The following is a 24553-nucleotide window of genomic DNA, read 5'->3' on the forward strand; positions in this document are numbered from 1 at the left end:
CACTGAGATCGTGGCAAGCGGAAGCGGGAAGCATCAAATCGCAGTAGTATCGCGGATTGGTTCTTCCCGTTTTTTTATTCTGTCCTCAACTGACCAACTCTGACATGAGTGAATTTAAATTTTGTCCGGTGTGTGCGAAATCCCTGATTCAGCGTGCCGACGACGGCGAAGCCGGAAAGTCGCGCCTGGCCTGTCCCGATGGCCACTGGACCCATTGGGATAATCCGTTGCCGGTGCTGGCGGCGGTAGTCGAGATCGACGGCAAGATCCTGCTGGCGCGCAATGCGGCATGGCAGGAGGGCATGTTTGCGCTGATCACCGGGTTCATGGAGCGCGATGAGACCCCGGAGCAGGGCATCGCGCGTGAACTCAAGGAAGAAACCAATCTTGACGCCGAGCAGGTCACGCTGATCGGCGTCTACGAATTCATGCGCAAGAACGAACTCATCATCGCCTATCACGTCAAGGCATCCGGCCGGATTCAACTGTCGCCGGAATTGCTGGAATATCGCCTGCTGGAGCCGGCGGCGTTGCGTCCCTGGCGCGCCGGCACCGGCCACGCTGTCGCCGACTGGATGCGGGCGCAAGGACTGGCGGTTGAGTATGTTGAGCGGCCCTTGTTGCAGACGGCGTAGCCTGAAGCTGTCTTGAAAACCTGAGAACGCGCCTCGGCCAAGGCGGAAGCATTGTAGTTGGCAAAAAAAAGCGCTGCCATACGGCAATGACTAGGTAAAATTGCGCTATTACAATTCCTTCCCGCTCTTGAGCCGCCATGTTGATTATCCCGGTAGACCGTAAGCCAGACTGGAAGCGCCCGCCGCTGGTGACTATCCTGCTGGTGCTGATCAATCTGCTGATTTATTTCGGCATTCAATGGCATGAGCGCAGCCAGATGGAGCCGGCCGCGCATTATTATCTGGTCGAGTCGCGCTTACCCGAATTCGAGTTTCCCGCCTATGCGCGTTATCTGGAAAGCGATGACAAGCCCGAGGCCGCCGCAACCATGCGCAAGGCCCTGGAGCGTTGGCGGCAATTGCGGGCACGTGCCGATCTGGCTGCGGCACGCGACGGCAAGACCGCTTCATTGGAAAATTATCAGCAACTTATCCAGCGCTGGTATGTGCTGGACGCCGACCTCCGTTTTGCGGCCTTGATGCAGCAAGCGAAACCGGCTGTGCTGGGCACGCTCAGCGATGACGACCTGGCCGAATGGAAAGAGCAGCGAGAGCGCTACGTGCTGACCCGCAAGCAGAGTTTTACCGAGCGCTATTCGTTGATACCGGCGCAGGCGTTCGAGCGCCCGGTTACGCTGCTTACCCACATGTTCTTGCACGCCAGCGTCGACCATGTGCTGGGCAATATGGTGTTCCTGGCGATGGTCGGCTATGCGGTTGAAATCTTGTTGGGCGGCGCCTGGTATTTGCTGTTTTACCTGGCATCGGGTTTGTTGTCTGCGGCATTTTATCTTTTGTTCGAGGGCGACAGCATGATGTTGTCGCTGGGAGCGTCGGGCGCCATTTCCGGAGTCATGGGGATGTACACCGTACTGTACGGCTTGCGCAAGATACGTTTCTTTTACTGGTTCCTGTTTTATTTCGATTTCTTCAAGGCGCCGGCATTGATCATGTTGCCGATCTGGGTCGGCAAGGAAGCGTTCGACTTGTTGTTTGGCGCACCGTCGAATACCAATTACTACGCCCATATCGGCGGCTTGCTGGGCGGCGCATCGCTAGCCTTGCTCTATCGCTTGCTGGCGCGGCGCAAGCTGGATCAGGCGCACGCTAATTATGTCGCCCCTGCCGACGACGATCAGCAATTGCGCAAGCTGCAGCAGAGTGCGTATTCAGCCCTGAGCCGGCTGGATTTCACGCGCGCCCGGCGCGACTTCAGCAGCCTGGTGAGCAAAACCCTGGCGCAACAGAAGACGCCGAAGCCGGACTGGCTGCTGCAATTATTCAATCTGTCGAAAGAAACGCCGGCTGCGCCGATCTTCCACAAGACCGCAGAGATGTTGCTGCGTCTGCCAAAAGGCAGCCTGGCCGAAGATAAAATTCATCAGGCCTACCTGGATTATGTGGCAAGAGCCGAACCGCGGCCGCAGCTGAGCAGCGAGCAATCGCTGGCAGTCGCCAGGCGATTCGCATTGAACGGGCAGCCGCAAACGGCAGCGGCCATCTTGCAGATATTGATGGTGACTGCGCGCCAGCATCAGCAATTGCCGCAGCTGGTGCAGTTCGTGGCCAGGGGCTTCATGGCGGCGGGCATACACGACAAGGCGCAGCATTATCAGAAATTGCTGCTGCAGCAGTTTCCTCTGAGTGAAGAAAGCCGCTTGGCTACCAGCCCCGGCAATCGATACTAATCAGGTTTGCCCGGCATCTTGTGTCAGGCGCTCGATCACATTTTTGTATTGTTGCGCTTCGCCGGCCGCCGGGTTGCTTGGCCATTGCGCTATCACGTGATTGAACAGCGACAAGGCGCGGGCGTCCTGGCGCAGGTGATCGGACAGCAGCTTGCCGGCCAGGACCAGCACCGCCGGCACATCTTTATGACGCGCTGCGCGCTTGTGGAAACCGGATACGATTTCCAATGCAATCTGATGTTCGCGTACCGAGGCGGCGGCCGCCGCAATTTCCAATACATGATCGGGATTGTCGATCTTGAATTCTGGATCAAGCAGGCGCGCTTGCCTCCAGCTATCGCCGATCCGGCCGCCTTTGCCCGAGCGGGCCAGGGCAAACAGGTGACGTGGCGCATACTCCAGCTGCTTGCTCTTGTCGCCCTTGAGCATCAGCAGTTTGGCGTAGTGGCTCGACAATTGCGCGTTGAACTGGTCGTAGCGCAGCTCTTCCCATACCATCTCCATCGCCAGGCCGATGTCGCCGTCGCGCACCAGCGCACCGATTTGCTGCGCCAGGATTTCATCGTCGCTAAGAGGGCGGTTTTGGCGGCTGCCGGCGAGTGCGTTGACGTCAAAATTGCGATCCGGCGAATAACCGATCTCCTGATGGTATTGGTACATCGTATAGCCCATCAGGTTGAAACCAACCAAAGTGAAATAGGCGCAAGCGAAGACGCTCAAGCCGATCAGCAGGGTGATCGGCACTTTGCCCAGAAACAGCATGGCGGTAATCGGTGCGCACTGGCTCAGTATGAATCCGAACGCCCATAGCGCCAGATAGGGCCAGCCGCAGGCCTTGATCATCTTGAACACGTTGAAGGGATTGATGGCGTCGCTGAAGCTGTGGGTATGTCCCAGCACCATGATGCTGGCCGGCAGCATCAGATTGACCACGGCGCTTCCCAGCAGCCCGAGAAACGGATGGATGTCGGCCATGATGGCAATGAAAATGCCTTGCACCAGCATCGCAAAATAGAGCTTGTAGGGCGTCATCTTGTGCATGTCGTCCGGCTCGTCGAAATCGGCATGGCGCAAATTGCCGAGCGAGGTTTGTTCCAGGATCCGGAACGCCTGCCGCATCAGGTCGATGGATAGACCTATGCCGACCAGTACCGCAACGATCAGTATGACCGGAGAGAATCCGTCGTCCTCGCCGCTCCTGCCTAGCAGCCATAAGCCGCTGCTGAGCAAGGCGTAAAACACCGGACGCCAGATCAGCTGCTGCTGCATTGGATACAGGAAAAATTGAGGTAAGCGCTGCCAGAACGGTGTAACGTTGCTGAAAGGTTTTTCGCTAAGGTTGTCTCGCATGCTGTTCCTCAGAATGGTTCGCCATGAGTTGCCATGGGGCGGCGTTATCTCCGGCGATTGTGTCTGTTAAATGTTGTTACTTTGTGAATGAATGTTAGCACGCGGATGGAAGCAGAAATTGCATTAAAGACATATTTATTTGCGGCACTGCTGTTGTAAAAATGATTGATGCTTTGTTGCAACGCGTCAAAGGCGTCTGCGTTTGGAGTAGAATCAATAAATAGCATCAAATGTTAAAAATCTTTACCTTACGAAGTGGTTATGGAATTTAATAAAGAACTCGACGCACGCGGTTTGCATTGCCCACTGCCGATTTTGAAAACCAAGAAGGCGTTGGCAGACATGCTGAGCGGCGAAGTGCTACGTGTGATGGCGACGGATTCTGGCTCGGTGCGCGATTTTCAGGCGTTCGCGAAGCAGACGGGTAATGATTTGCTGGAGCAGAGCGAAGAAAACAGAGAATTTATTTTCTTCATGAAACGCAAGTAAGAAAGTAAATGCGCGTCGTCGACTTATAGTCGATTCATGGCCAGCCTTTCACCGTAGTCTCCGCAGCAGATTTTTATCCATCAATATATGCCGCAACCAGCGTTCTGCTGGTCGCGCAATACCTCGGTTTTATCCCTTTCCGCCTTCCGTTTCAGGTCGGCGCAACGCATTTCCATTGCATAAATCACATTGAGCGTATTTTGTTTTAGAAAAAACTGGTGCGATTAGTCCGTTTGCTCTAAGATTTAATAGAACGATCGTGCTAAATTTCAGCGTCGGAACGAATTCTCTCTTATAATTCCTAATTAAGATTTACGTTAACGTCAATTGGCGTCAATTGACGTCAGCCCGCATCAACCCAGATTTTTTTATTTCAATAAAAAGGCATACCGATGAAAGTATTAGTACCAGTCAAGCGTGTCGTCGATTACAACGTCAAGGTGCGGGTCAAGTCGGACGGCAGCGGTGTCGATATTGCGAACGTCAAGATGTCGATGAATCCGTTTGACGAAATCGCGGTGGAAGAAGCCACGCGCCTGAAAGAAGGCGGCAAGGTGACGGAAGTGATCGCGATTTCCTGCGGCGTCACGCAATGCCAGGAAACCCTGCGCACGGCGATGGCGATTGGCGCCGACCGCGGCGTGCTGGTCGATACCGGCGACACCGATCTGCAACCGCTGGCGGTGGCCAAGCTGTTGAAGGCCGTGGCCGACAAAGAACAACCGCAGCTGATCATCCTCGGCAAGCAGGCGATCGACGACGATTGCAACCAGACCGGCCAGATGCTGGCTGCGCTGCTGGGCTGGCCGCAAGCGACCTTTGCTTCCAAGGTCGTGCTGGAAGACGGCAAGGTGACGGTCACGCGTGAAGTCGACGGCGGCCTGGAAACCCTGGCACTGACGCTGCCGGCCATCATCACCACCGATTTGCGCCTGAACGAGCCGCGCTATGTGACGCTGCCGAACATCATGAAGGCCAAGAAGAAAACCTTGGATGTGTTCAAGCCGGCCGATCTCGGTGTGGATGTCGCACCGCGCCTGAAGACGCTGAAAGTGGTGGAGCCAGCCAAGCGCAGCGCCGGCATCAAGGTGCCTGACGTCGCTACCCTGGTCGCCAAGCTGAAGAACGAAGCCAAGGTACTGTAAGCGAAGCTGACTTAGCCCGCCGAATCAACCATAACCTATTCAAGAATCAAGCGTAGCGCCGCATCATGATCATGATGCAGGCGAGCGTACATAACTCTGGAGCCAACATGACAGCCCTCGTCATCGCCGAACACGATAACGCCTCGTTAAAAGGCAGCACCCTCAATACCATTACCGCCGCCAGCCAATGCGGCGGCGAAGTCCACGTGCTGGTCGCCGGCAGCAACTGCGGCGCAGCCGCCCAAGCCGCCGCGCAAGCTGCCGGCGTGAGCAAAGTGCTGGTTGCCGATGCCGCCTACTTTGCCGATGGCCTGGCCGAAAACGTCGCCGAGCAGGTGCTGGCCCTGGCCGCCGGCTACAGCCACATCCTGGCGCCGGCCACCGCTTACGGCAAAAACATCCTGCCGCGCGTCGCCGCCAAACTGGACGTCGGCCAGATTTCCGAAATCACCAAGGTCGACAGCCCGGATACCTTTGAGCGTCCTATCTATGCCGGCAACGCCATCGCCACCGTGCAATCGAGCGACGCCACCAAAGTCATCACCGTGCGTACCACCGGTTTTGACGCTGCTGCCGGCGGCGGTTCCGCAGCCGTGGAAAATATCGCAGCCGCAGCCGACTTCGGCAAATCCGCATTCGTCTCGCGCGAGCTGGCCAAATCGGATCGTCCTGAACTGACGGCAGCCAAGATCATCGTCTCCGGCGGCCGCGGCCTGGGTTCGGCGGAAAATTTCAAGATCCTGGAGCCGCTGGCGGACAAGCTGGGCGCCGCCATGGGCGCCTCGCGCGCCGCAGTGGATGCGGGCTTCGTGCCCAACGACTGGCAGGTCGGACAAACCGGCAAGATCGTGGCGCCGCAGCTGTATATCGCCGTCGGTATTTCCGGCGCGATCCAGCATCTGGCCGGGATGAAAGATTCCAAGGTGATCGTCGCCATCAACAAGGATGAAGAAGCGCCGATTTTCTCGGTCGCGGACTACGGCATTGTGGGCGACCTGTTCGAGATCGTGCCGCAACTGGTGGCCGAACTGGGCTAAGCCGACCGGCGTTTTGCAGTGCGTTGGGGGGGGGGGGCTGGCTTTTGATGCGCGGCCTTTCAGCGTTTTGTTGAAAATCGAAAGTATACGGGTGGTATTGCGGGTGCTGGCGGTGTCAGGCTCAGCGGTGCCGCCCAATTTTTTGGAGTAACTCATGAGTTATGTCGCCCCGTTGAAAGACATGCTGTTCGTGCTGAACGAATTGGCCGGTCTGGAGCAGGTCAGCACATTGCCTGGCTGTGAAGATGCGACGCCGGAAACCGTGGAAGCCGTGTTGCAAGAGAATGCCAAGTTTTGCAGTGAAGTGGTCGCGCCCTTAAACCGCAGCGGCGATCAAGAGCCGAGTTACTGGCATGACGGCGAAGTCACTACCAGCAAGGGTTTTAAAGAAGCATTCAAGGCCTTTGCGCAAGCCGGCTGGCAAGGTGTGCAGCATCCGGTTGAATTTGGCGGCCAGGGTTTGCCCAAGCTGGTGGCGACACCATGCATAGAGATGCTGAATGCGGCCAATCTGTCTTTTGCTTTGTGCCCGCTGTTGAGCGACGGTGCGATTGAAGCCTTGCTGACCGCCGGCAGCGATGAGCAAAAGCGGATTTACCTGGAGAACCTGGTATCCGGCAAATGGACCGGCACCATGAATCTGACCGAGCCGCAAGCCGGCTCCGATCTGGCGCTGGTGCGCACCCGTGCGGTACCGCAGGGCGACGGCACTTACAAGATTTCCGGCACCAAGATTTTCATCACCTACGGCGAGCACGATATGGCTGAGAATATCGTGCATCTGGTGTTGGCGCGTACTCCGAACGCGCCGGAAGGCGTGAAGGGCATTTCGCTATTCATCGTGCCGAAATTCATGGTCGATGCCGACGGCTCGCCCGGCGCGCGCAACGACGTCCATTGCGTCTCGCTGGAGCACAAGCTCGGCATCAAAGCCAGTCCGACAGCGGTGCTGCAGTTCGGCGACCACGGCGGCGCTGTCGGTACCTTGGTGGGCGAGGAGAATCGCGGCCTCGAATATATGTTCATCATGATGAATGCGGCGCGTTTTGCGGTTGGCCTGCAAGGCATCAGCGTTGCCGAGCGCGCTTATCAAAAAGCGCTGGCTTACGCCAAGGACCGCGTGCAATCGCGCGACCTGGCCGGTTCAGCCGGCGCCGTGACGATTATTCATCAGCCGGATGTACGGCGCATGCTGATGAGCATGCGCTCGCAGACTGAGGCGGCACGCGCCTTGGCGTATGTGACCGCGGCTGCGCATGATGCCGCCCATCATCATGCCGACTCAGCGACGCGTAAAGCGAATCAGGCGTTCTATGAGTACATGGTGCCGATCGTCAAAGGCTGGTCGACCGAGATTTCGATCGACGTGGCGTCCACCGGCGTGCAGATTCATGGCGGCATGGGCTTTATCGAGGAAACCGGCGCGGCGCAGTTCTATCGCGATGCGCGGATCTTGACGATTTATGAAGGCACCACGGCAATCCAGGCCAACGATCTGGTCGGCCGCAAGACTGCGCGCGATGGCGGCGCCGTCGCCAAGGGCATCATTGCCCAGGTGCGTGCTACGCAAGCGGAGCTGGCGAGCAGCGGTGCGGCCGACCTGGTCGCTATCGGCAAACAACTGGCCAGCGGCGCTGATGCGCTGGAACAGGTGGTCAGCTACGTGGTCGATAATCTGAAGAGCGATATCAAGGGCGTGTTTGCCGGTAGCGTGCCGTATCTGAAGCTGGCCGGCATCGTATTGGGCGGCTGGCAGCTTGGACGTGCTGCGCTGATTGCAAACCAAAAATTGCAGTCGGCCGCGGGCGACAGCAATTTCTATCAGGCCAAGATCGGTACGGCGCGCTTCTTTGCCGAGCATATACTGTCCCAGGCTGATGCTTATCGCATCTCGATTGTCGAAGGCAGCAGCGGCGTGATGGCGTTGACGGAAGACCAGTTCTGATTTTTTCCGATGAAAAAAAAGCAGCCGCGGCTGCTTTTTTTTTTGGTGCCGGCGCGTACCGGGTTCCAAAGCTCAACCGTAGGCGCCGCCGGTGAACAGCAGGTCGAATGTCCGGGCAATTGAGCCAATCAAAGCGATCGCGCCGATTCCCACGGTTAATACCACCAGCAAGACGACAAACCAGCTGGAATCGGATTGGCGGCCGGAGTTGGCATTGTATTGGGCGTCCCATTTCTCGTCCGGGGTTAATCCTATGACCAGCGATTCGATGCAGGCAATCAGGCCCGAGATGATCAGTGGTCCGAACAGGAACGTCACTTGTTGATTTTGTCTAAAAAACAAGTAGGCGAGTATGGAAATTGGCAGAGCGGCAAAATGCAGCCAGCCCCAGATATCTTGCAATCCCTTCAGATAGAAACGGTGCAGGCCTATGCTGCCAAATACGGTGGCCGTGAAGGTGGCGAGTGTCTTGTTCTTGTGGGATCGGGTCATTGGCAGGATGGGTGAATGAAATGTCTGGAACATGTAATTTAAAGCAGGCAATCCTTGCATCAGCTAGGAATATTGCTAATATACTGGCTTGGCTATCGCCACTGATGTTTCCGAGGTGCACCATGCGTGTCGGAAAGCAGATTGAGGGCGTAGTGTACAGCCTGCTTCAATAGAATGTCACTTTGATAGTCAGGCCCGCTTGCGGCGTAGAGCCGCAAAGCGTTTTGGAGCCCTGCAAATACCTGTTTGACGTAGTGTAACCACACCCATGGCCTGCTTTGGTTGCGGGAGTGGCTCACTTTGCGTTATAATTTGCGGCTTTTTCCGTGTTCGAACACTTTTTGGAAACATTATGGTCGTTATTCGTTTATCCCGTGGTGGCGCAAAGAAGCGTCCTTTTTACAACATCGTAGCTACTGATTCGCGCAATCGCCGTGACGGTCGCTTCATCGAGCGTATCGGCTTTTACAATCCGGTAGCTTCCGGTGCAGAAGAGACTTTCCGCATTGCTCAGGACCGCCTGACGCATTGGCAAGGTGTTGGCGCACAAATGTCGCCGACCGTTGCGCGTCTGGTTGCCGACGCTGCCAAGAAAACTGCTTAATTAAGCAGTTTGAACCGTTAAGTCAGCCGATGAGCGCGTCAGTAAATTTGTCGGTCACAGCACCAGCTGGAACTGCAATACCTTCAGACTTGGTGGTGGTCGGTTACATTACTGGCGCCTACGGCATTAATGGCTGGGTGCGGATCAAACCGTATTCGGCGGATGCCGATGCACTGTTGCACGCCAAGACATGGTGGCTGAACCGGCAGAATTCGCCGGAATTGCACGATGTCGAAATGATGCAGGCGAAAAACCACAGTGGCGACATTGTGGCGCGCCTGATGGGTGTGGCAGGGCGTGACGCAGCCGAAGCCATGAAGGGCAGTGTGGTGCATATTCCACGCAGCCATTTTCCGGCGCTTGCGGACGATGAATTCTATTGGGTCGATCTGATCGGCCTGGTGGTTGAGAATCTGCAAGGCGAGCATTTGGGCGTGGTCGCTGATTTGATGGACAACGGCGCGCATCCGATTCTTCGGATTACGGTGCCGGCAGTCGCAGGTCAGGACAAAACCGCAGCAGAATTATTGATCCCGTTTGTTGAGCAGTTCGTCAAGACGGTGGATCAGGCAGCAAAGAAAATCACGGTTGACTGGGGACTGGATTATTAAATCCAGGCTTGAATTCAGCATCAGCTCCAGGCAGCTAAAGCAGCAAACAAGATCGCAAGCGAAACAAAAAGGTGCGCGGTATGCAATTTGATGTCGTCACACTGTTTCCCGAAATGTTTGCCGCACTGACGCAATCGGGTGTTACCCGGCGTGCGTTTGAACAAAAAAGATGTGAGCTGGCCTTGTGGAATCCGCGTGATTTCACGACCGACAATCATCGTACCGTGGATGACCGGCCTTATGGCGGCGGCCCTGGCATGGTGATGATGGCGAAGCCGCTGGAAGCTGCGATTGAAGCGGCCAAGGCGCGTCAGCTGCAACAAAGCCTGCCTGCACCGAGAGTAGTCTATCTGTCGCCGCAAGGCCGGCCGCTGACCCATCAGCGCGTCATGGAATTGCGTACCGAACCCGGTTTGGTATTGCTCTGCGGCCGTTATGAAGCGGTTGACCAGCGTTTGCTGGATCGTTGCGTGGATGAAGAAATCAGCCTTGGCGATTTCGTTTTGTCCGGCGGCGAATTGCCGGCGATGGCTTTGATGGATGCGGTGATCCGGCAGTTGCCCGGTGTGCTGAATGATGGAGCATCGGCGGTCGAAGACAGTTTTGTCAATGGCTTGCTGGATTGTCCGCATTACACCCGGCCGGAACAGTATGAAGGCGTAGCGGTGCCGCCGGTCTTGATGGGCGGGCATCACGCTGAAATCGAAAAATGGCGGCGTCAGCAAATGCTGTCTGCCACGGTAAAGAAACGGCCGGATCTGATTCAGAAGATACGCGCTGCCGGTTTGCTGAGCGCGGCCGATGAAAAGTTTTTACGGAATATTGATTAAGCGAAAATGCTTGTAAAAGCGCTTGATCGCCCGCTTGTAGTTGGTAGTAAATAGTAGTTGAGCAGTACCGCAGTACCAAGGGGAGGCCAGCCGGCCACCTGTGTATTAACCCCATCCTCTACTGAGCAGTGCTTTGCACATTTGGCGTCAGCAAGATGGTATATGGAGCTAAAAATGGACTTGATCCAACAACTTGAGCAAGAAGAAATTGCTCGCCTTGCCAAAAATATCCCTGAATTCGCACCAGGCGATACTGTCATCGTCAGCGTTAACGTAGTTGAAGGTACGCGCAAGCGTGCTCAGGCTTACGAAGGCGTTGTGATTTCGCGTCGTAACCGTGGTCTGAACTCCAACTTCATCGTCCGTAAGATTTCTTCCGGCGAAGGCGTTGAGCGTACATTCCAACTGTACTCGCCACTGATCGCTTCGATCGAAGTCAAGCGTCGCGGCGATGTCCGTCGCGCCAAGCTGTACTACCTGCGTGAGCGTTCCGGTAAATCGGCACGTATCAAGGAAAAATTGCCACAACGTCGCAACACTGCAAAGGCTGCACCAGCAGCAGAGTAAGTCGTTGTTATGCAGGCATAGGTATTGCATAAAGAAAGGGGCGCCGTCAGGTGCCCCTTTTTTGCATTTGCGATGTATGTTTGCTGCAGGCTATCGTATGGTTCCCACTATATAGTTGCCGCAAAGTAAAATGGTGCTAATTGTTATTATCTGTGACTGCGATAGCTCCTTGGCCGTCATCGCGGTAAAGTGTTGAAGTAGTGTTGAAAAGATTGCTAGAGGAATTTTCTTGGTTAAATTGACTTTCGATCCCCTGATGTTGCCGGTTGATGCGGTTGCCGGCGAATCTGCGCTGGCGCCCGAAAGGATGAATGCGGCATGGCTGCGTCAGCGTTTTGCGCAGCGGCCGGAATGGCATCCGGAGCGCATGGATGGCCAGACTGTGCAACGCCTTGCACAGCAGCAGGGCAAGCCGGCAACGCCGGCATCGGTGTTGATTCCCATCGTCATGCACGAGCAGCAGCCGACGCTGTTGTTTACGCAGCGCGCCGCCCATCTGACCGATCATGCCGGGCAAGTGAGTTTTCCGGGTGGGCGTATGGAGCAGAGCGATGCTTCGCCAATCGAAACCGCCTTGCGTGAAGCTGAAGAAGAGATTGGCCTGGCGCGCAGCCAGGTTGAGGTGATCGGCAGCTTGCCGGAGTATTTTACCGGTACAGGCTATCGTGTAACGCCGGTGGTGTGCCTGCTCGATCCGCCTGTCAGCTTGCGCGCCGATCCGGACGAGGTAGCTGAAATCTTTGAAGTCCCGCTGGCATTTCTGATGGACGGCCTGAACCATCAATTGCGCAGTATCGATCTGCCGGACGGCTATCGCCGCACCTTTTATGCAATGCCTTACGAGCGCTTCTTCATTTGGGGAGCGACTGCCGCCATGTTAAGAAATTTGTTTCATTTTCTCCGGGCTTGAATCGGGGCTTGAATTTATTGTGCGACACCAGAAGGTGTGGAAAGCACGGAACACAAGTTCAGTACAAGTTTGATTCTGTGCGTGTGCTGCGTTATCGTATGGGATACTGCAATTTTAGATGTTATGGCAACACCCCCGCGCCGGGTTTTAGCGGGTATGGATGCCGATTGCTGCACTGCTGCATGCGCGGCTACTTGATGCAGTTACTTGATTTATAGGGTTGTTAATGACATTTCTCTCTATTCTGTTTGCATTGCTGATCGAACAACTGAAGCCGCTGCGTGCGGACAATCCCGTCTATGCATGGGTCAAGCATTTCGCGAGCAAGATAGAGGCTTCGTTCAATGCAGGTCAGGCGCGTCAGGGCCGGCTGGGCTGGTTTTGCGTGATACTGGCGCTCACCGTCCCGACTGCGTTGATCTATTGGTTATGCGTGCATGTCGGCGCCTGGGCTGCACTGCTCTGGAATGTCTTGATCGTGTATCTGACTCTCGGCTTCCGCCATTACAGCCATTACTTCAGCTCGATTCAGCTGGCTCTCAATACCGGCGACGACGCCACGGCGCGCACCCTGCTGGCCGAGTGGACCAAGCTCGATACCACTGATATGGATGTCAGTGAAATCTCCCGCATCGCCGTGGAAAAGGCGCTGATCACTACGCACCGCCATGTGTTCGGCGTGTTCTTCTGGTTCCTCATGCCGGTTGGCCCGGCTTGCGCCGTGATGTACCGCGTCGCCGAGTATCTGGCACGCGGCTGGAATGAGCCGGATCACATGCGCAATGAAGCTTTCGGACGTTTTGCGGCCCAGGCATTTTATTGGGTAGACTGGATTCCGGCGCGCATGACGGCGGCGGCCTTTGCGGTAGTCGGTAATTTCGAAGACGCGATCTACGCCTGGCGTAATTTTGCCGATCGCTGGAAAAGTGAGACCGACGGCATCATTTTGTCTACCGGCGGCGGCGCCATGGGCGTGTTGCTGGGAGCGCCGCCGGAAACCGCGATTTCCATCCTGCCAGCCGATGCGTCGACGGTTGATTCCACCGCCATGGAAAGCGAAAGCCCGCCGGGCGATGTTCCCACCCCGCGCGCCTTGCAAAGCACGGTCGGCCTGGTTTGGCGCGCCCTGTTGCTATGGATGTTCTTGCTGCTTCTGCTGTCGGCCGCAGTCTGGCTCGGGTAAATCAGCGGTCGGGCAGTAGTATGGCAGTCTTCTATAAGATATAATACGTAAGAATCACTTACGCAAAACTAGTCGCTTGCTTCTACCCGAGGCTAAGCAATGTCTGTAGCAAGCGTTATAGAAGAAACGAGCTGTACGCATGGCCGAACCAATTCAATCTCCTGACGCACCCGCCCGCGAATTTTTTATTCAAGGTATCACCAGCGATGGCAGGCAGTTTCGTCCCAGCGACTGGGCCGAGCGCTTGTGCGGCGTCATGGCCTGTTTTCGCCCGGAAGGATCGGGCGGTCGCAATGCGCATCTGCAATATTCGCCCTACGTCCGGCCGGTGCTGCTGAATGGCGTGCGGTCGGTGGTCGTCAATGAAGATTTACGCCAGATCGAGCCTTTGGCCTATCATTTTGTAGTCAATTTCGCGAAAGACAACGATCTGCAAATCTTGCAGGGCTGCTTGTTGCCAGACGCCGAAACACCGAAATCGCCCTGATTTTTCATCTGTTACCGCAAGGATTCTTTCCTTGTGGCTTTTAGTTGGCCTGCAGTACTAAAAAGAAATCAAAGTGTAACGTTATCGGGTAATAAGACCGTGTAATATTTCGCCTATTGTTCGCAATGGAGTAGAAATGTTTCGTCGTGGTTCGTCAATCTTCATACCCATTGCCTCTTTATCCAGTTTGATATTGGGTCTGGCGATCACGCTCGGCTTGTTTGTCTCGGTCCGTCATCTCGAATATGAAAAAATGGATGCCGAATTCCGGCGCCTGGCCAGTGGCCATCTTAAAGCGGTGGTAGACGGTCTGGATGGCCTGGTGCATGAAGTGGAAACCGTCAATCGCCTGTTCCTCACCGTCGACGGCGTCAGTCGCGAACAGTTCCGCACCTTTACCGAACCGATGCTGCGCCGCGCTCCGTATATCAAGTCGCTGGGCTTTCAGCGCCTGGTGACGGCAGCCCAGCGGCCTGCCTATGAAGCTGAGATACGCAAGCATTATCCTGATTTTTCGATTCGCCAATTAAGCGACGGCAAGCCGGAACCTGCGGCTGGACATGATCAATATCGAGTGGTCGAATTTCTCGAGCCGATGGCCGGCAATGAAGGTGCGTTTGCCATGGATGTGGCGAACAGTGCCATTCAGAGCGAAGCGGCGAATCGCGCACGCGACACCGGTTTGCCGGCCTCTACCGATCTGTTTGAACAAAAGTCGGCCAAGAACGGCAGCAAGCTGATCATGATGGTCCTGATGCCGGTTTATCAGCACGGTGCGGTGTTGGACAGCCTCGACGACCGCCGTCGTGCGTTGATCGGTTATACCAGCGCAGCCTTGCGCGCTGATGCTTTCGTCAACAATATCCTGGCCCGCGACGGCGTGCAGGCGCGTGAAGATTTTTACCTTCGGGTATATGCCAGCGCCAAGCCGGAAGAGGGTAGCTTGGTCTACCGCCAGGGCAGCCAGGCTACGCTGTCGAATGCCAGCGATTGGCTGCCGGCCTGGTTGTTGTATGACGCTCCGCAAGACATGTCGCAAACTTTCGAACTTGCCGGTAAATCCTGGTTTATTGAGGCATCGGCGCCGGCGCGCGTATTCACCAAGAAAAATGCCGGATCGATCCTGGTATTGATACTGGGTAGTTTGCTGAGCTGGATGGGGGCCATCTATCTGTATTTTCAATCGACGCGCTCCAAGCGGATCGAGTGGCTGGTAGACGCCCGTACCCAGCAAGTCAAGCTGGCGACGCAAATGATGAAAGAGGATATCGTCGCCCGCAAGCGCGCCGAAGACGCCTTGCAACTGCGCGAGCGGGCCATCGAATCGAGTGCGAACGCCATCATCATCTCCAGCGCCAAATTACCGGATTACCAGGTGGAGTATGTCAATCCCGCATTCGAGAGGATTACCGGTTACTCCGCCAAGGATATGATTGGCCGCAATCTGGAAATGCTGCATGGCGACGATCACGACCAGATCGGCCTGGAGGAAATTCGCGCTGCCTTGCGCGAAAAGCGCACCGCGAATGCCGTGTTCCGCAGTTATCGCAAGGACGGCACCTTGTTCTGGAACGAGCTTTACGTGGCGCCCGTGAAGGATAGTTCCGGCCGCGTCAGCCACTTCGTCACGTCTTTGTACGACATCACGGAAATGAAGAGTTACGAGGCAGAGCTGGAGCATCAGGCCCAGCACGACACCTTGACCGGCCTCGCCAATCGCAATGTGCTGAGCGACCGCCTGAGCCAGTCGATTGTCTATGGTGAGTTGTACGGTCACAGGGTGTGGGTGTTGTTCGTCGATCTGGACCGCTTTAAATTCGTCAACGATACGCTCGGGCACAATGCCGGCGATCTGTTGCTGAAGGAAGTCGCCAGCCGCCTGAAAACGTTTACTCGCGAAGCTGACACCATCGCGCGGCTGGGCAGCGATGAATTTGTCTTGATCTTGCCGGAGCGTCTGGATGAAGAGCTGAGCGTAGGCCTGATTCAACGGCTGATGGATGCGATTGCGCGCCCTTTGCAAATTGAAGGCTATGACTTTTTCCTGAGCTGCAGCGTCGGCGTCGCAGTCTATCCGAATGACGGCGAAGACCCTGACAGCTTGCTCAAGCATGCCGATATCGCCATGTATCGGGCCAAGGAAATGGGGAATAACAATTACCAGTTCTACACTGCCGCGATGAATGAACGAGCGCTTGAACGCCTGCAGATCGAGGGTGATTTGCGCAACGCGCTGGAACGCAAGGAATTGCTGCTCTACTATCAACCGCAAGTGGATTTGCGTACCGGCCGCATGGTCGGCATGGAGGCTCTGATTCGCTGGAAACATCCGCAACTGGGCATGATCTCGCCCACGCGTTTCATCGACCTGGCTGAAGAAACCGGCCTGATCGTGCAGATGGGCGCCTGGGTAATGCACACCGCTTGCGAACAGAACAAGACGTGGCAGCGCATGGGCCTGGGGTATTTGCGGATGTCGGTGAACCTGTCGCCGCGCCAATTTTTCCAGCAAAATCTGGTGCAGCAGGTAGCCGAGATGCTGGAAGTTACCGGACTGGCGCCGCATTACCTCGAAATCGAATTGACCGAAAGCCTGGTGATGACAGATGTCGAGCTGGCCGTGGGTATTCTGAACGACCTGAAATCGATAGGGGTGCAATTGTCGATTGATGATTTTGGCACCGGCTATTCTAGCCTGGCCTATCTCAAGAGTTTTCCGATCGACGCATTGAAGATCGATCAATCCTTTGTGCGCGACATCACGGTCGACCAGGACGATGCTGCGATCGTCGCCTCGATCATCTCCCTGGCTCACAACCTGCGTTTGCAAGTGATAGCCGAGGGGGTTGAAACGCAAGAGCAACTGTCTTACCTGCAACGTCATCGCTGTGACGAAATGCAAGGTTTCTATTTCAGCGAGCCGGTAGCGGCTGCTGACATCGAAATCCTCCTGCGCGAAGGAAAAGTATTACCATAAGACTTTGCTGACGGCCTGCGAACTCTTTATATATAGCTATAGTCTCGCTGCAGCCTCGGACATCGCCACTTTTATGGAGTTGAAATGACTACCAGCAGAACCGAACGCGATACCTTTGGCAAGATTGAAGTTCCGGATGAGCGGCTGTGGGGCGCGCAGACCCAGCGTAGCCTGCATCATTTCCATATATCCAGCGAACGCATGCCGCCCGAACTGATCGTGGCGCTGGCAGCCGTCAAGCAAGCCTGCGCGCAAGTCAACCAGGATCTCGGCAAGCTGCCGAAAACCCAGGCCGCCGCCATCATGCAGGCGGCGCAGGAGGTCGTGGCAGGGCGGCATACGGATGAGTTTCCATTATCTGTCTGGCAGACCGGTTCCGGTACCCAGAGCAACATGAACATGAACGAGGTACTGGCTAATCGCGCCTCGGAAATTCTCGGCGGCGTGCGTGGCGAAGCGCGTCTGGTGCATCCCAACGATGCGGTCAATCTGAGCCAGTCATCGAACGATATCTTTCCGACTGCGATGCATGTCGCCGCTGCGCTCGCCATCGCCAATGCATTGTTGCCGGCGCTGCAAAAACTGCGTGCGACCTTGCACAGGAAATCGCTGGATTTTGACGACATCGTCAAGATCGGCCGCACCCATCTGCAAGATGCGACGCCGCTGACATTGGGCCAGGAATTCTCTGGCTATGTTGCACAACTAGATCACGCCGAAAAAATCATCAAGGCCACGCTGGAGCCTTTGTGCGATCTGGCAGCCGGCGGCACGGCGGTAGGCACCGGGCTCAATGCGCCTAAGGATTTCGGCAGCCGCGTTGCCGCGCAATTAGCCACGAGCGAAGGCCTGCCATTCCGCACTGCCGACAATAAATTTGCCGCGCTGGCGGCGCACGATGCCTTGGTTGCGGCACACGGTACCTTGAAAACATTGGCCGCAGCCCTGATGAAGATTGCCAACGATGTGCGCTGGCTGGCGTCCGGCCCGCGCTCGGGCCTGGCCGAAATCAGCATCCCGGAGAACGAACCGGGCAGCTCAATCATGCCCGGCAAGGTTAACCCGACCCAGTGCGAAGCGTTGACCATGTTGTGTTGCCAGGTATTCGGCAACGATGTGGCGATCAATTTCGGCGGCGCTTCCGGCAATTTCGAGTTGAATGTATTCAAGCCTCTGATTGCGCATAATTTCCTGCAAAGCGTACGCCTGCTGGCCGACGGCATGGCCAGCTTCGAGCAGCACTGCGCCGACGGCATCGCCGCCAACCGCGACCGGATTGCCGAACTGATGGAGCGGTCGCTGATGCTGGTGACAGCGCTGGCGCCGCATATCGGTTACGACCGTGCGGCACAAATCGCCAAGCATGCGCACCATGACGGCAGTACGCTGAAGCAGGCGGCGTTGGCGCTCGGCTATGTGACTGAACAAGAATTCGCCGAATGGGTGCAGCCGGTCAAGATGACCTATCCGGAATAAAGTTTTGACGGGCTAAGCTGGGCTGATGTCCCCAGGTTTATCGGGCTCAAATAAGCGAGGTTAAATCATGTCACATCGCGCCATGGATGCGGAGCATCCAATACAATGACGTCAATGAAATAATAGCGTTTTTGCAATGCGAAAACGATATTTGTTAAAATGCCCGTCCGCTATCGTTGTTTCTGCCACTGCTTCTGTCTCTGCCTATGCTCTTACTGGTTTTCCCGATAAAAACTGATATGCGATGTTCGGCTGCAGGCTGCCGCGCATGCTGAAATGTTTTCGCATGTCCACAAGCTGCTTGAAACCCTCTGCCTATGGCGTGGTTTTCGGCCTGCTCTGCCTGAGTGCGATGCACGCCAACGCCACATATCGGGTCGCGATCGAAGCACCGGCTGAATTAAAGGCCTTGCTTGAACAGCATCTGGATCTGGCGCGTTACAAGGATCGCCAGGATTTGAGCGAAGATCAATTGAAATTCCTGATTGATACCGTGGATGAGCAAGTTACGCAACTGACGTCGACAGAAGGTTATTTCTCACCTAAAACCACTGTTAGCGTGGAGCCGGGCGAGATCAAGAGCATTCACCTGAAAATCGATCCGCAACAGCGCACCACGGTGTCCGCCGCCACCATCGATGTGATCGGCAGCGCCGCTGCCGAGGTGCCTGAACGTGTGAGTCAGATACAGCAGAACTGGGGTTTGCCCGCCGGCCGGCCGTTTCGCCAGGCCGACTGGGCGACAGCCAAGGAAAATGGCTTGCAGGTGTTGCTCAAGAAGCGCTATCCGGCGGCCAAGATTGCCCATTCGGAAGCGCGGGTCACGCCTGAAGACAACGAGGCCGAACTTTCGGTGCAATATGACAGCGGCCCCGGATTTACCTTGGGAGCGTTGCATATCACCGGCACCAAACGTTATCCGGCCAGCATCATCGAAAACGTCAATCCCCTGCGGGTGGGGGAAGAATACAGCGTCGACCGTTTGCTGCTGCTGCAGCGGCAGATCCAGAACACGCCATACTTCGGCAATGTGATCGTCAGCATTGACGATGATCCGGCGCACGCGCAAGAGTCACCGGTCAATGTCCAGGTCACCGAGTTCCCGACGCAGAGGCTGCGCACCGGGCTTGGCTACGCCTCCGATACCGGGGCGCAGGTGCAGGGCCGGTACACCAATTACAATGTTTTCGGCAAAGCCTGGGTGTTCGACGCCCAGACCAAGATTGAACAGCGCCGGCAATACGGCGCGCTGGATTTGTCGATGCCGCCGGATACGCGCAGTTTCGTCAACGGCGTCAACGGTTCGTATGACCGGACTACCTTGCAAGGCGTTGATTTGCGCAGCATGAAAATCGGACTCAAGCGTGCGCGCTCGCTGGAGAATTACGATACCGCCTTGACCCTGGATTATTACCGCGACCGCCTGCAGCAGATTGACGGCGCAACCCTGCCGCCGAATACCGTGGTTCGGCCGGGAGAGCATCAGGCCCTGGTTCCCGGTTTTGCCTGGGTCCGGCGGGCTGTCGACGATCCCATTTTCCCGCGCAGCGGCCATATCTTTTCGATACAAACCGGCTTCGCCTTAAAGGGCTTGCTGACCGACCAGACTTTTTTCCGGGCCGACGGCCGTTATAAACATTATTTTCCCGTCGCAAAACGCGACGTGGTGATTTTGCGCACAGAGCTGGGCGGCGTATTTACTGCCGGTTCCAGCGCCTCGGTGCCGGCTTCCCTGCTGTTCCGTGCCGGCGGCAATGAATCGGTGCGCGGCTATAGTTATGACAGCATCGGCAATTCGCAAAACGGCACCGTCTATCCGACCAAGTACATGGTAACCGGCAGCGCCGAATATCAGCACTGGCTCAGCCAGCAATGGGGCGGCGCCTTGTTTTACGATGTGGGCAGCGCTACCGATAGTTGGGCAAACAGGTCTACCAAGGTCGGCACCGGCGTCGGTGTACGCTATCGGAGCCCGGTCGGCACTGTGAATCTCGACCTTGCCTATGGCGTCCAGGCGAAACAATTCCGGCCCCATATCTCGCTCGGCATCGCCTTCTGATTTTTCCATTTTTTAAGACCAAACGCATGACCCAGGCAGCAAACAACTCTCCGGAATCAGCAAGCCCGCCGCCAAGTACCGATGGCGGCCGCCGCCGCTTGCGCTGCTTGTGGCGCTCGCTTGCGGCATGCCTGATACTGGTGATTTTGCTTGTTGCTGCGGTAATTTTCGGCGTCCGTTCAGAATTCGGGACACGAGCCTTGTGGCAGCTAAGCAGCTGGGCAATGCACGGCAATTTATCCGGTCAGCTGGTCGGCGGCACTGTGGCAGACGGTTTGCAGTTGCGCAATCTGTTGTACCGTGATGCTACCCAGCAGTACACGATCGATCGCATCGATGGCAAGTGGCATCTCAGCCTGTCGCCGCTCAAGCTGACGGTCGCTTATCTGCATGTCGGCAATGTCGATGCCCGGCTGCAGCCGACACCAGCGCAGCCGACCGTTATGCCGACCAGCCTTGAACTGCCGCTGCAACTGGTTCTCAACGATATTTCGCTGAATAAGCTGTCCTTGCACCAAGGGCTGACCGCGACCGAGTTGCGTCATCTGCAGTTGCATGGCGAGTCGGACCGGATACAGCACAATCTGTTCCTGGAACGGCTGGACACGCCGTATGGCAGGGCCAGCGCCAAACTCAGCTTGAACGGCGTGCAACCGTTTGCGTTGAGCGGCGGAGCCGAGTTGAGCGGTGAATATCAAAAAGAAAAATATCAACTGGATGCGGTTTTGTCCGGCAACCTGGCGGCGCTGAATATAGATTTGAATGCGCGCGGCGACAAGTTAAGCGGCAGCGCCAAGATCGCGGCGACACCGTTCGCGCCCATCCCGTTTCAGCAACTTGAATTGAGCGCTGCGCACATCAATCCGAAACTGTTCAGCAGCGCTGCGCCACAGGCCGATTTGAGCCTGCAGGTTGCGCTCAAGCCGCTCTCGCCGCCGGCTGCGGCAGGCAGCGCAGCAGCTGCCGTCGATCTGGCGACGCTGACGGTGAGCGGCCCGATCAGGATTGCCAACGCGCTGGCCGGCGCTTTGGACCAGGACCGTCTGCCGCTGGTCAGCGCCAGCGCAGAGTTGCGACTGGACACCCAGACCCAGCAATTGTCCCGGCTGCAGTTGACATTGTTGAAAAATGCCAGCATCAGCGGCCAGGGCGAATATCACAGCGACGGCAAAAACAAGAGCAACGGCGAGTTCGACTTCGACGTCGCCGGCCTGGATCTGCAAGCCTTGCATGGCAAATTAAAGCCGTCGCAACTGCGCGGGCCGGTTAGCATCAAGTTGATGCCGGAAAGTCAGCAAATTAGCTTGAACCTGGCCGACGCCACCTACAAGGCGAAGCTGGAAACGTTGATAGACGCCAAACAGATTGTCGTGAAAACGGCGCAGCTGGCGGCCGGACCGGCACGTCTGGATGTCAGCGGCAATGTGGGCCGCGATGCGGGGATGGCTTACGCTGTGAAAGGTAATTTGCGCGATTTCAATCCTTTCCTTTGGATCAACAGCAATAGTGCCAAGCAGCCCAAAGGCGCTAAATCCCGCCCGCAGGCGACGACGGCAAACATCAATATGGATATCGACGCCAGCGGCAAGCTTGCGCCTGAACTGACATTGAAGCTCAAGTTCATCATCAAGGATAGCCGCTACGATCAATTGCCGATGACCGGCAACGGCGTACTCAATCTGGCCGGCACGCGCTTGCTGCCCAGCGACGTAGCATTGTCGGTGGCAGGTAACGAAGTGCTAGCCAAGGGCAGTTTTGGCGCCGCCGGCGATCGTCTTGCCTTGAAGATCGATGCGCCGCAGTTGCAGGGGCTGGGCATCGGTCTCTCCGGCGCAGTGCATCTGGACGGCCAGGTCAGCGGCAGCTTGCAAAAACCGGCTATACAAGCTTCCTACCGCGCCGAAAAATTGGTCTACGGCGAACATCGGATAGACAGCCTCTCAGGACAGGCCGATGTGCAGGCGGATTTGAACGCCGGTCTGAATTCAGCCAATAACCGGCTGGCTGTCAGCGTCGAGGGCCGTGGCTTGCACAGCAGCGACATGGCGCTGGATAAATTCAAGCTGAACCTGGCAGGCACCTATGGCGCGCATAGCTTGAAACTGGACAGCAGCGGCATTCTGCATGGCAAAGCTTTGCATCTGACCATGGCCGCGCAGGGGCAACTGAGCGAGAGCAATGCGGGTTACGGCTGGCAGGGACAGATTAGCGAATTGCAAAACCAGGGAACGCCGCGCATCAGTCTCGCGGCCCCGTTGGCGATTAACGCTGGGGACGGCCGCCTGGCGCTGGGGGCAACGCGTTTGAATGTGGCGGATGCGCAGATCGATTTGAAGAATTTCAGCTACGATAATGGGAAAATTCGTTCAGCCGGCGCCATCAATGCACTGAATGTGGCAACCATGCTTGGCTTGATGCATGAATTCGGCGGCCCGGAATTGCCCTTGAAGACGGATCTGGTGTTGGATAGCAGCTGGGATTTTTCGCTGGCGGAGAATCTGGCGGGCTATCTGCAGATAGCCCGTCGCAGCGGCGATTTGCGGGTCAATCCGGGACGTGGCGATGTCGGTCTGGGATTGTCTGACCTGAAATTGCGCGCAGATCTGCAGTCCGGCCAGGTCAAGCTGGATAGCCAGCTGGCAGCATCCAGGATCGGTACCTTGAGCGCGCAATTGCAGCTGGCTTTGCAGCGTAACGGCCGCAGCTGGACTGTCAGCGACAGCTCAGCCCTGAGCGGCCAGGCTAAATTGCAGGTGCCGCAGTTGAAACCCATCGGCGCGCTGATCGGGCCGCATGTGGCGCTGGACGGCAGCCTCGCCATGGACCTGAATCTGGCTGGCCAGCTCGGCAAACCGATGTTGTCAGGCAAAGTCACAGGCGACAAGCTTGCCGTCACCTTGTTCGACCAGGGAATCAAACTGAAAGACGGCACGGCGCGCCTGAGCCTGGCTAACAATGTGGTCGATCTGCAGCAACTTGAATTCCACGGCGGCGACGGCGCCATACGCGCCACCGGCAGGCTGCAGCTGGGCCACGACAATCCCGATCTGAGCGCCAGCGTGATTGCCGAGCGCCTGCAATTGTTTGCCAGCCCGGATCGCCAGCTGATGTTGTCCGGCCAGGCCAAGATCGCCAACGTCAAGGAACAGTTACATGTGGATGGCAAATTCACCGTTGACAGCGCCTTGTTCGATTTGCCGAAGAGTAGTGCGCCGGTGCTGGGAGACGATGTGGTCATCGTGCGCAAGGAGGTCAAAGCGCGCGCGACGCCGTTGACGGAGCAGGAACGCATAGCCAAAGCCGCGCAGAAACCGGCTGGCGGCGCGACGCCGGTGATGAATGTGGAGGTCGACTTCGGCAACGATTTCCGCTTCCGCGGCAGCGGCGCCGATATCCTGTTGCGTGGCGCGATGCAGGTCCGCAGCGAGCCCTACCAGCCTTTGCGCGCTACCGGCACGATTCAAGTGGCAAGCGGCAGCTACGAGGTATTTGGCCGCAAGCTGGCGATTGAACGCGGGCTGATCAATTTCCAGGGACCGATCGACAATCCGAATATCTATATCCTCGCCATGAAGCGCAACCAGGAAATCGAGGCGGGTGCGGAGATTACCGGTAATCCATCCAATCTGCGGGTCAAGCTGGTGTCGGAGCCGAATGTGTCGGATGAGGAAAAATTGTCCTGGCTGATGTTCGGCCATGGCAGCGACAGTTCCGCGCTGGGGCAGCGCCAGGCTGCCGGCCAGGCGCTGGCGCTGCTGGGGAATTACGGCGGCAAGAAGATTGCCCAGGGTATCGGCTTTGACGAATTCTCGATCGGCTCCAGCGATTCGGGCATCGAGAACGAGCAGGTCGTGAGCCTGGGCAAGGCCCTCACCGAGAAAATCAACCTCGGTTACGAGCAGAGCCTGACCAGTGCCGCCAGCATCTTGAAAGTGACCTGGCAATTTTCACGGCGCTGGTCGATGGTGATGCGCGGCGGCACCATCAACGGCCTGGAAGTCTTGTACAACTTGCGTTTCGATTAGCGCG

Annotated in this window: 19 protein-coding genes; 17 read left to right on the top strand and 2 right to left on the bottom strand. The window is 56.6% G+C overall.

Annotated elements, in window-relative coordinates; genetic code table 11:
• Positions 1–104 precede the first annotated feature (104 nt).
• Together BLV81_RS08395 and BLV81_RS08400 are read left to right on the top strand one after the other, a co-directional pair.
• On the top strand, positions 105–635 hold the full coding sequence (locus BLV81_RS08395; RefSeq protein WP_092354320.1) for an NUDIX domain-containing protein: 531 nt from the start codon (positions 105–107) through the stop codon (positions 633–635).
• A gap of 137 nt (positions 636–772) precedes the next feature.
• Complete coding sequence (locus BLV81_RS08400) at positions 773–2362, top strand: rhomboid family intramembrane serine protease (RefSeq protein ID WP_092354322.1); 1590 nt, start codon at positions 773–775, stop codon at positions 2360–2362.
• On the opposite strand, the gene BLV81_RS08405 is transcribed toward BLV81_RS08400, so the two are convergent.
• Complete coding sequence (locus tag BLV81_RS08405; RefSeq protein ID WP_092354324.1) at positions 2363–3712, bottom strand: DUF4013 domain-containing protein; 1350 nt, start codon at positions 3710–3712, stop codon at positions 2363–2365. It lies immediately after the preceding gene.
• Between the two features lie 261 nt (positions 3713–3973).
• Here BLV81_RS08405 and BLV81_RS08410 point away from each other — a divergent pair, with 261 nt between their 5' ends.
• The 4 genes from BLV81_RS08410 (at position 3974) to BLV81_RS08425 (ending at position 8328) form a co-directional block, all read left to right on the top strand.
• Positions 3974–4201, top strand: coding sequence for a sulfurtransferase TusA family protein (locus BLV81_RS08410; protein WP_170851072.1), 228 nt, complete (start codon positions 3974–3976; stop codon positions 4199–4201).
• A 392-nt stretch (positions 4202–4593) separates the two neighbouring features.
• On the top strand, positions 4594–5346 hold the full coding sequence (locus BLV81_RS08415) for an electron transfer flavoprotein subunit beta/FixA family protein (protein ID WP_092354328.1): 753 nt from the start codon (positions 4594–4596) through the stop codon (positions 5344–5346).
• 107 nt (positions 5347–5453) lie between these two features.
• Positions 5454–6383, top strand: coding sequence for an electron transfer flavoprotein subunit alpha/FixB family protein (locus tag BLV81_RS08420; RefSeq protein ID WP_092354330.1), 930 nt, complete (start codon positions 5454–5456; stop codon positions 6381–6383).
• Positions 6384–6537: 154 nt separating this feature from the next.
• Positions 6538–8328: an acyl-CoA dehydrogenase gene (locus BLV81_RS08425; protein ID WP_092354332.1), complete on the top strand. Its 1791-nt coding sequence runs from the start codon at positions 6538–6540 to the stop codon at positions 8326–8328.
• A 72-nt stretch (positions 8329–8400) separates the two neighbouring features.
• Here BLV81_RS08425 and BLV81_RS08430 read toward each other — a convergent pair whose 3' ends face one another.
• The gene (locus BLV81_RS08430; RefSeq protein WP_092354414.1) at positions 8401–8820 is read right to left on the bottom strand and encodes a TM2 domain-containing protein; all 420 of its coding nucleotides are present in this window, start codon (positions 8818–8820) and stop codon (positions 8401–8403) included.
• A gap of 352 nt (positions 8821–9172) precedes the next feature.
• On the opposite strand from BLV81_RS08430, the gene rpsP reads away from it, so the two are divergent.
• The 11 genes from rpsP to BLV81_RS08485 all read left to right on the top strand — a co-directional run bounded on the left by rpsP (position 9173) and on the right by BLV81_RS08485 (position 24549).
• Positions 9173–9424 (top strand): 30S ribosomal protein S16, encoded by a 252-nt coding sequence (rpsP, locus tag BLV81_RS08435; protein ID WP_092354334.1) that lies wholly within the window; start codon positions 9173–9175, stop codon positions 9422–9424.
• Positions 9425–9453: 29 nt separating this feature from the next.
• Positions 9454–10035: a ribosome maturation factor RimM gene (gene rimM / locus BLV81_RS08440; protein ID WP_092354336.1), complete on the top strand. Its 582-nt coding sequence runs from the start codon at positions 9454–9456 to the stop codon at positions 10033–10035.
• An 80-nt stretch (positions 10036–10115) separates the two neighbouring features.
• Positions 10116–10865: a tRNA (guanosine(37)-N1)-methyltransferase TrmD gene (gene trmD / locus BLV81_RS08445; RefSeq protein ID WP_092354338.1), complete on the top strand. Its 750-nt coding sequence runs from the start codon at positions 10116–10118 to the stop codon at positions 10863–10865.
• A 174-nt stretch (positions 10866–11039) separates the two neighbouring features.
• Entirely contained in the window at positions 11040–11432 is a 393-nt protein-coding gene (gene rplS / locus BLV81_RS08450; RefSeq protein WP_061942602.1) for a 50S ribosomal protein L19, read from the top strand.
• 229 nt (positions 11433–11661) lie between these two features.
• Positions 11662–12342 (top strand): CoA pyrophosphatase, encoded by a 681-nt coding sequence (locus BLV81_RS08455; protein ID WP_255365056.1) that lies wholly within the window; start codon positions 11662–11664, stop codon positions 12340–12342.
• Positions 12343–12568: 226 nt separating this feature from the next.
• Complete coding sequence (locus BLV81_RS08460) at positions 12569–13525, top strand: CobD/CbiB family protein (RefSeq protein WP_092354340.1); 957 nt, start codon at positions 12569–12571, stop codon at positions 13523–13525.
• A gap of 139 nt (positions 13526–13664) precedes the next feature.
• The gene (locus tag BLV81_RS08465; RefSeq protein WP_092354342.1) at positions 13665–14012 is read left to right on the top strand and encodes a DUF3579 domain-containing protein; all 348 of its coding nucleotides are present in this window, start codon (positions 13665–13667) and stop codon (positions 14010–14012) included.
• A 136-nt stretch (positions 14013–14148) separates the two neighbouring features.
• Positions 14149–16989 (top strand): bifunctional diguanylate cyclase/phosphodiesterase, encoded by a 2841-nt coding sequence (locus tag BLV81_RS08470; RefSeq protein WP_092354344.1) that lies wholly within the window; start codon positions 14149–14151, stop codon positions 16987–16989.
• Between the two features lie 84 nt (positions 16990–17073).
• A complete protein-coding gene (gene fumC, locus BLV81_RS08475; protein ID WP_092354346.1) occupies positions 17074–18465 on the top strand; it encodes a class II fumarate hydratase in 1392 nt (463 codons plus the stop codon).
• A gap of 286 nt (positions 18466–18751) precedes the next feature.
• Positions 18752–20524: an autotransporter assembly complex protein TamA gene (locus tag BLV81_RS08480; RefSeq protein WP_092354418.1), complete on the top strand. Its 1773-nt coding sequence runs from the start codon at positions 18752–18754 to the stop codon at positions 20522–20524.
• A 26-nt stretch (positions 20525–20550) separates the two neighbouring features.
• Positions 20551–24549, top strand: coding sequence for a translocation/assembly module TamB domain-containing protein (locus BLV81_RS08485; protein ID WP_255365057.1), 3999 nt, complete (start codon positions 20551–20553; stop codon positions 24547–24549).
• Positions 24550–24553: the final 4 nt, after the last annotated feature.

It is taken from the genome of Collimonas sp. OK242 (genome assembly GCF_900107095.1).
Taxonomy (GTDB): Bacteria; Pseudomonadota; Gammaproteobacteria; order Burkholderiales; family Burkholderiaceae_D; genus Collimonas.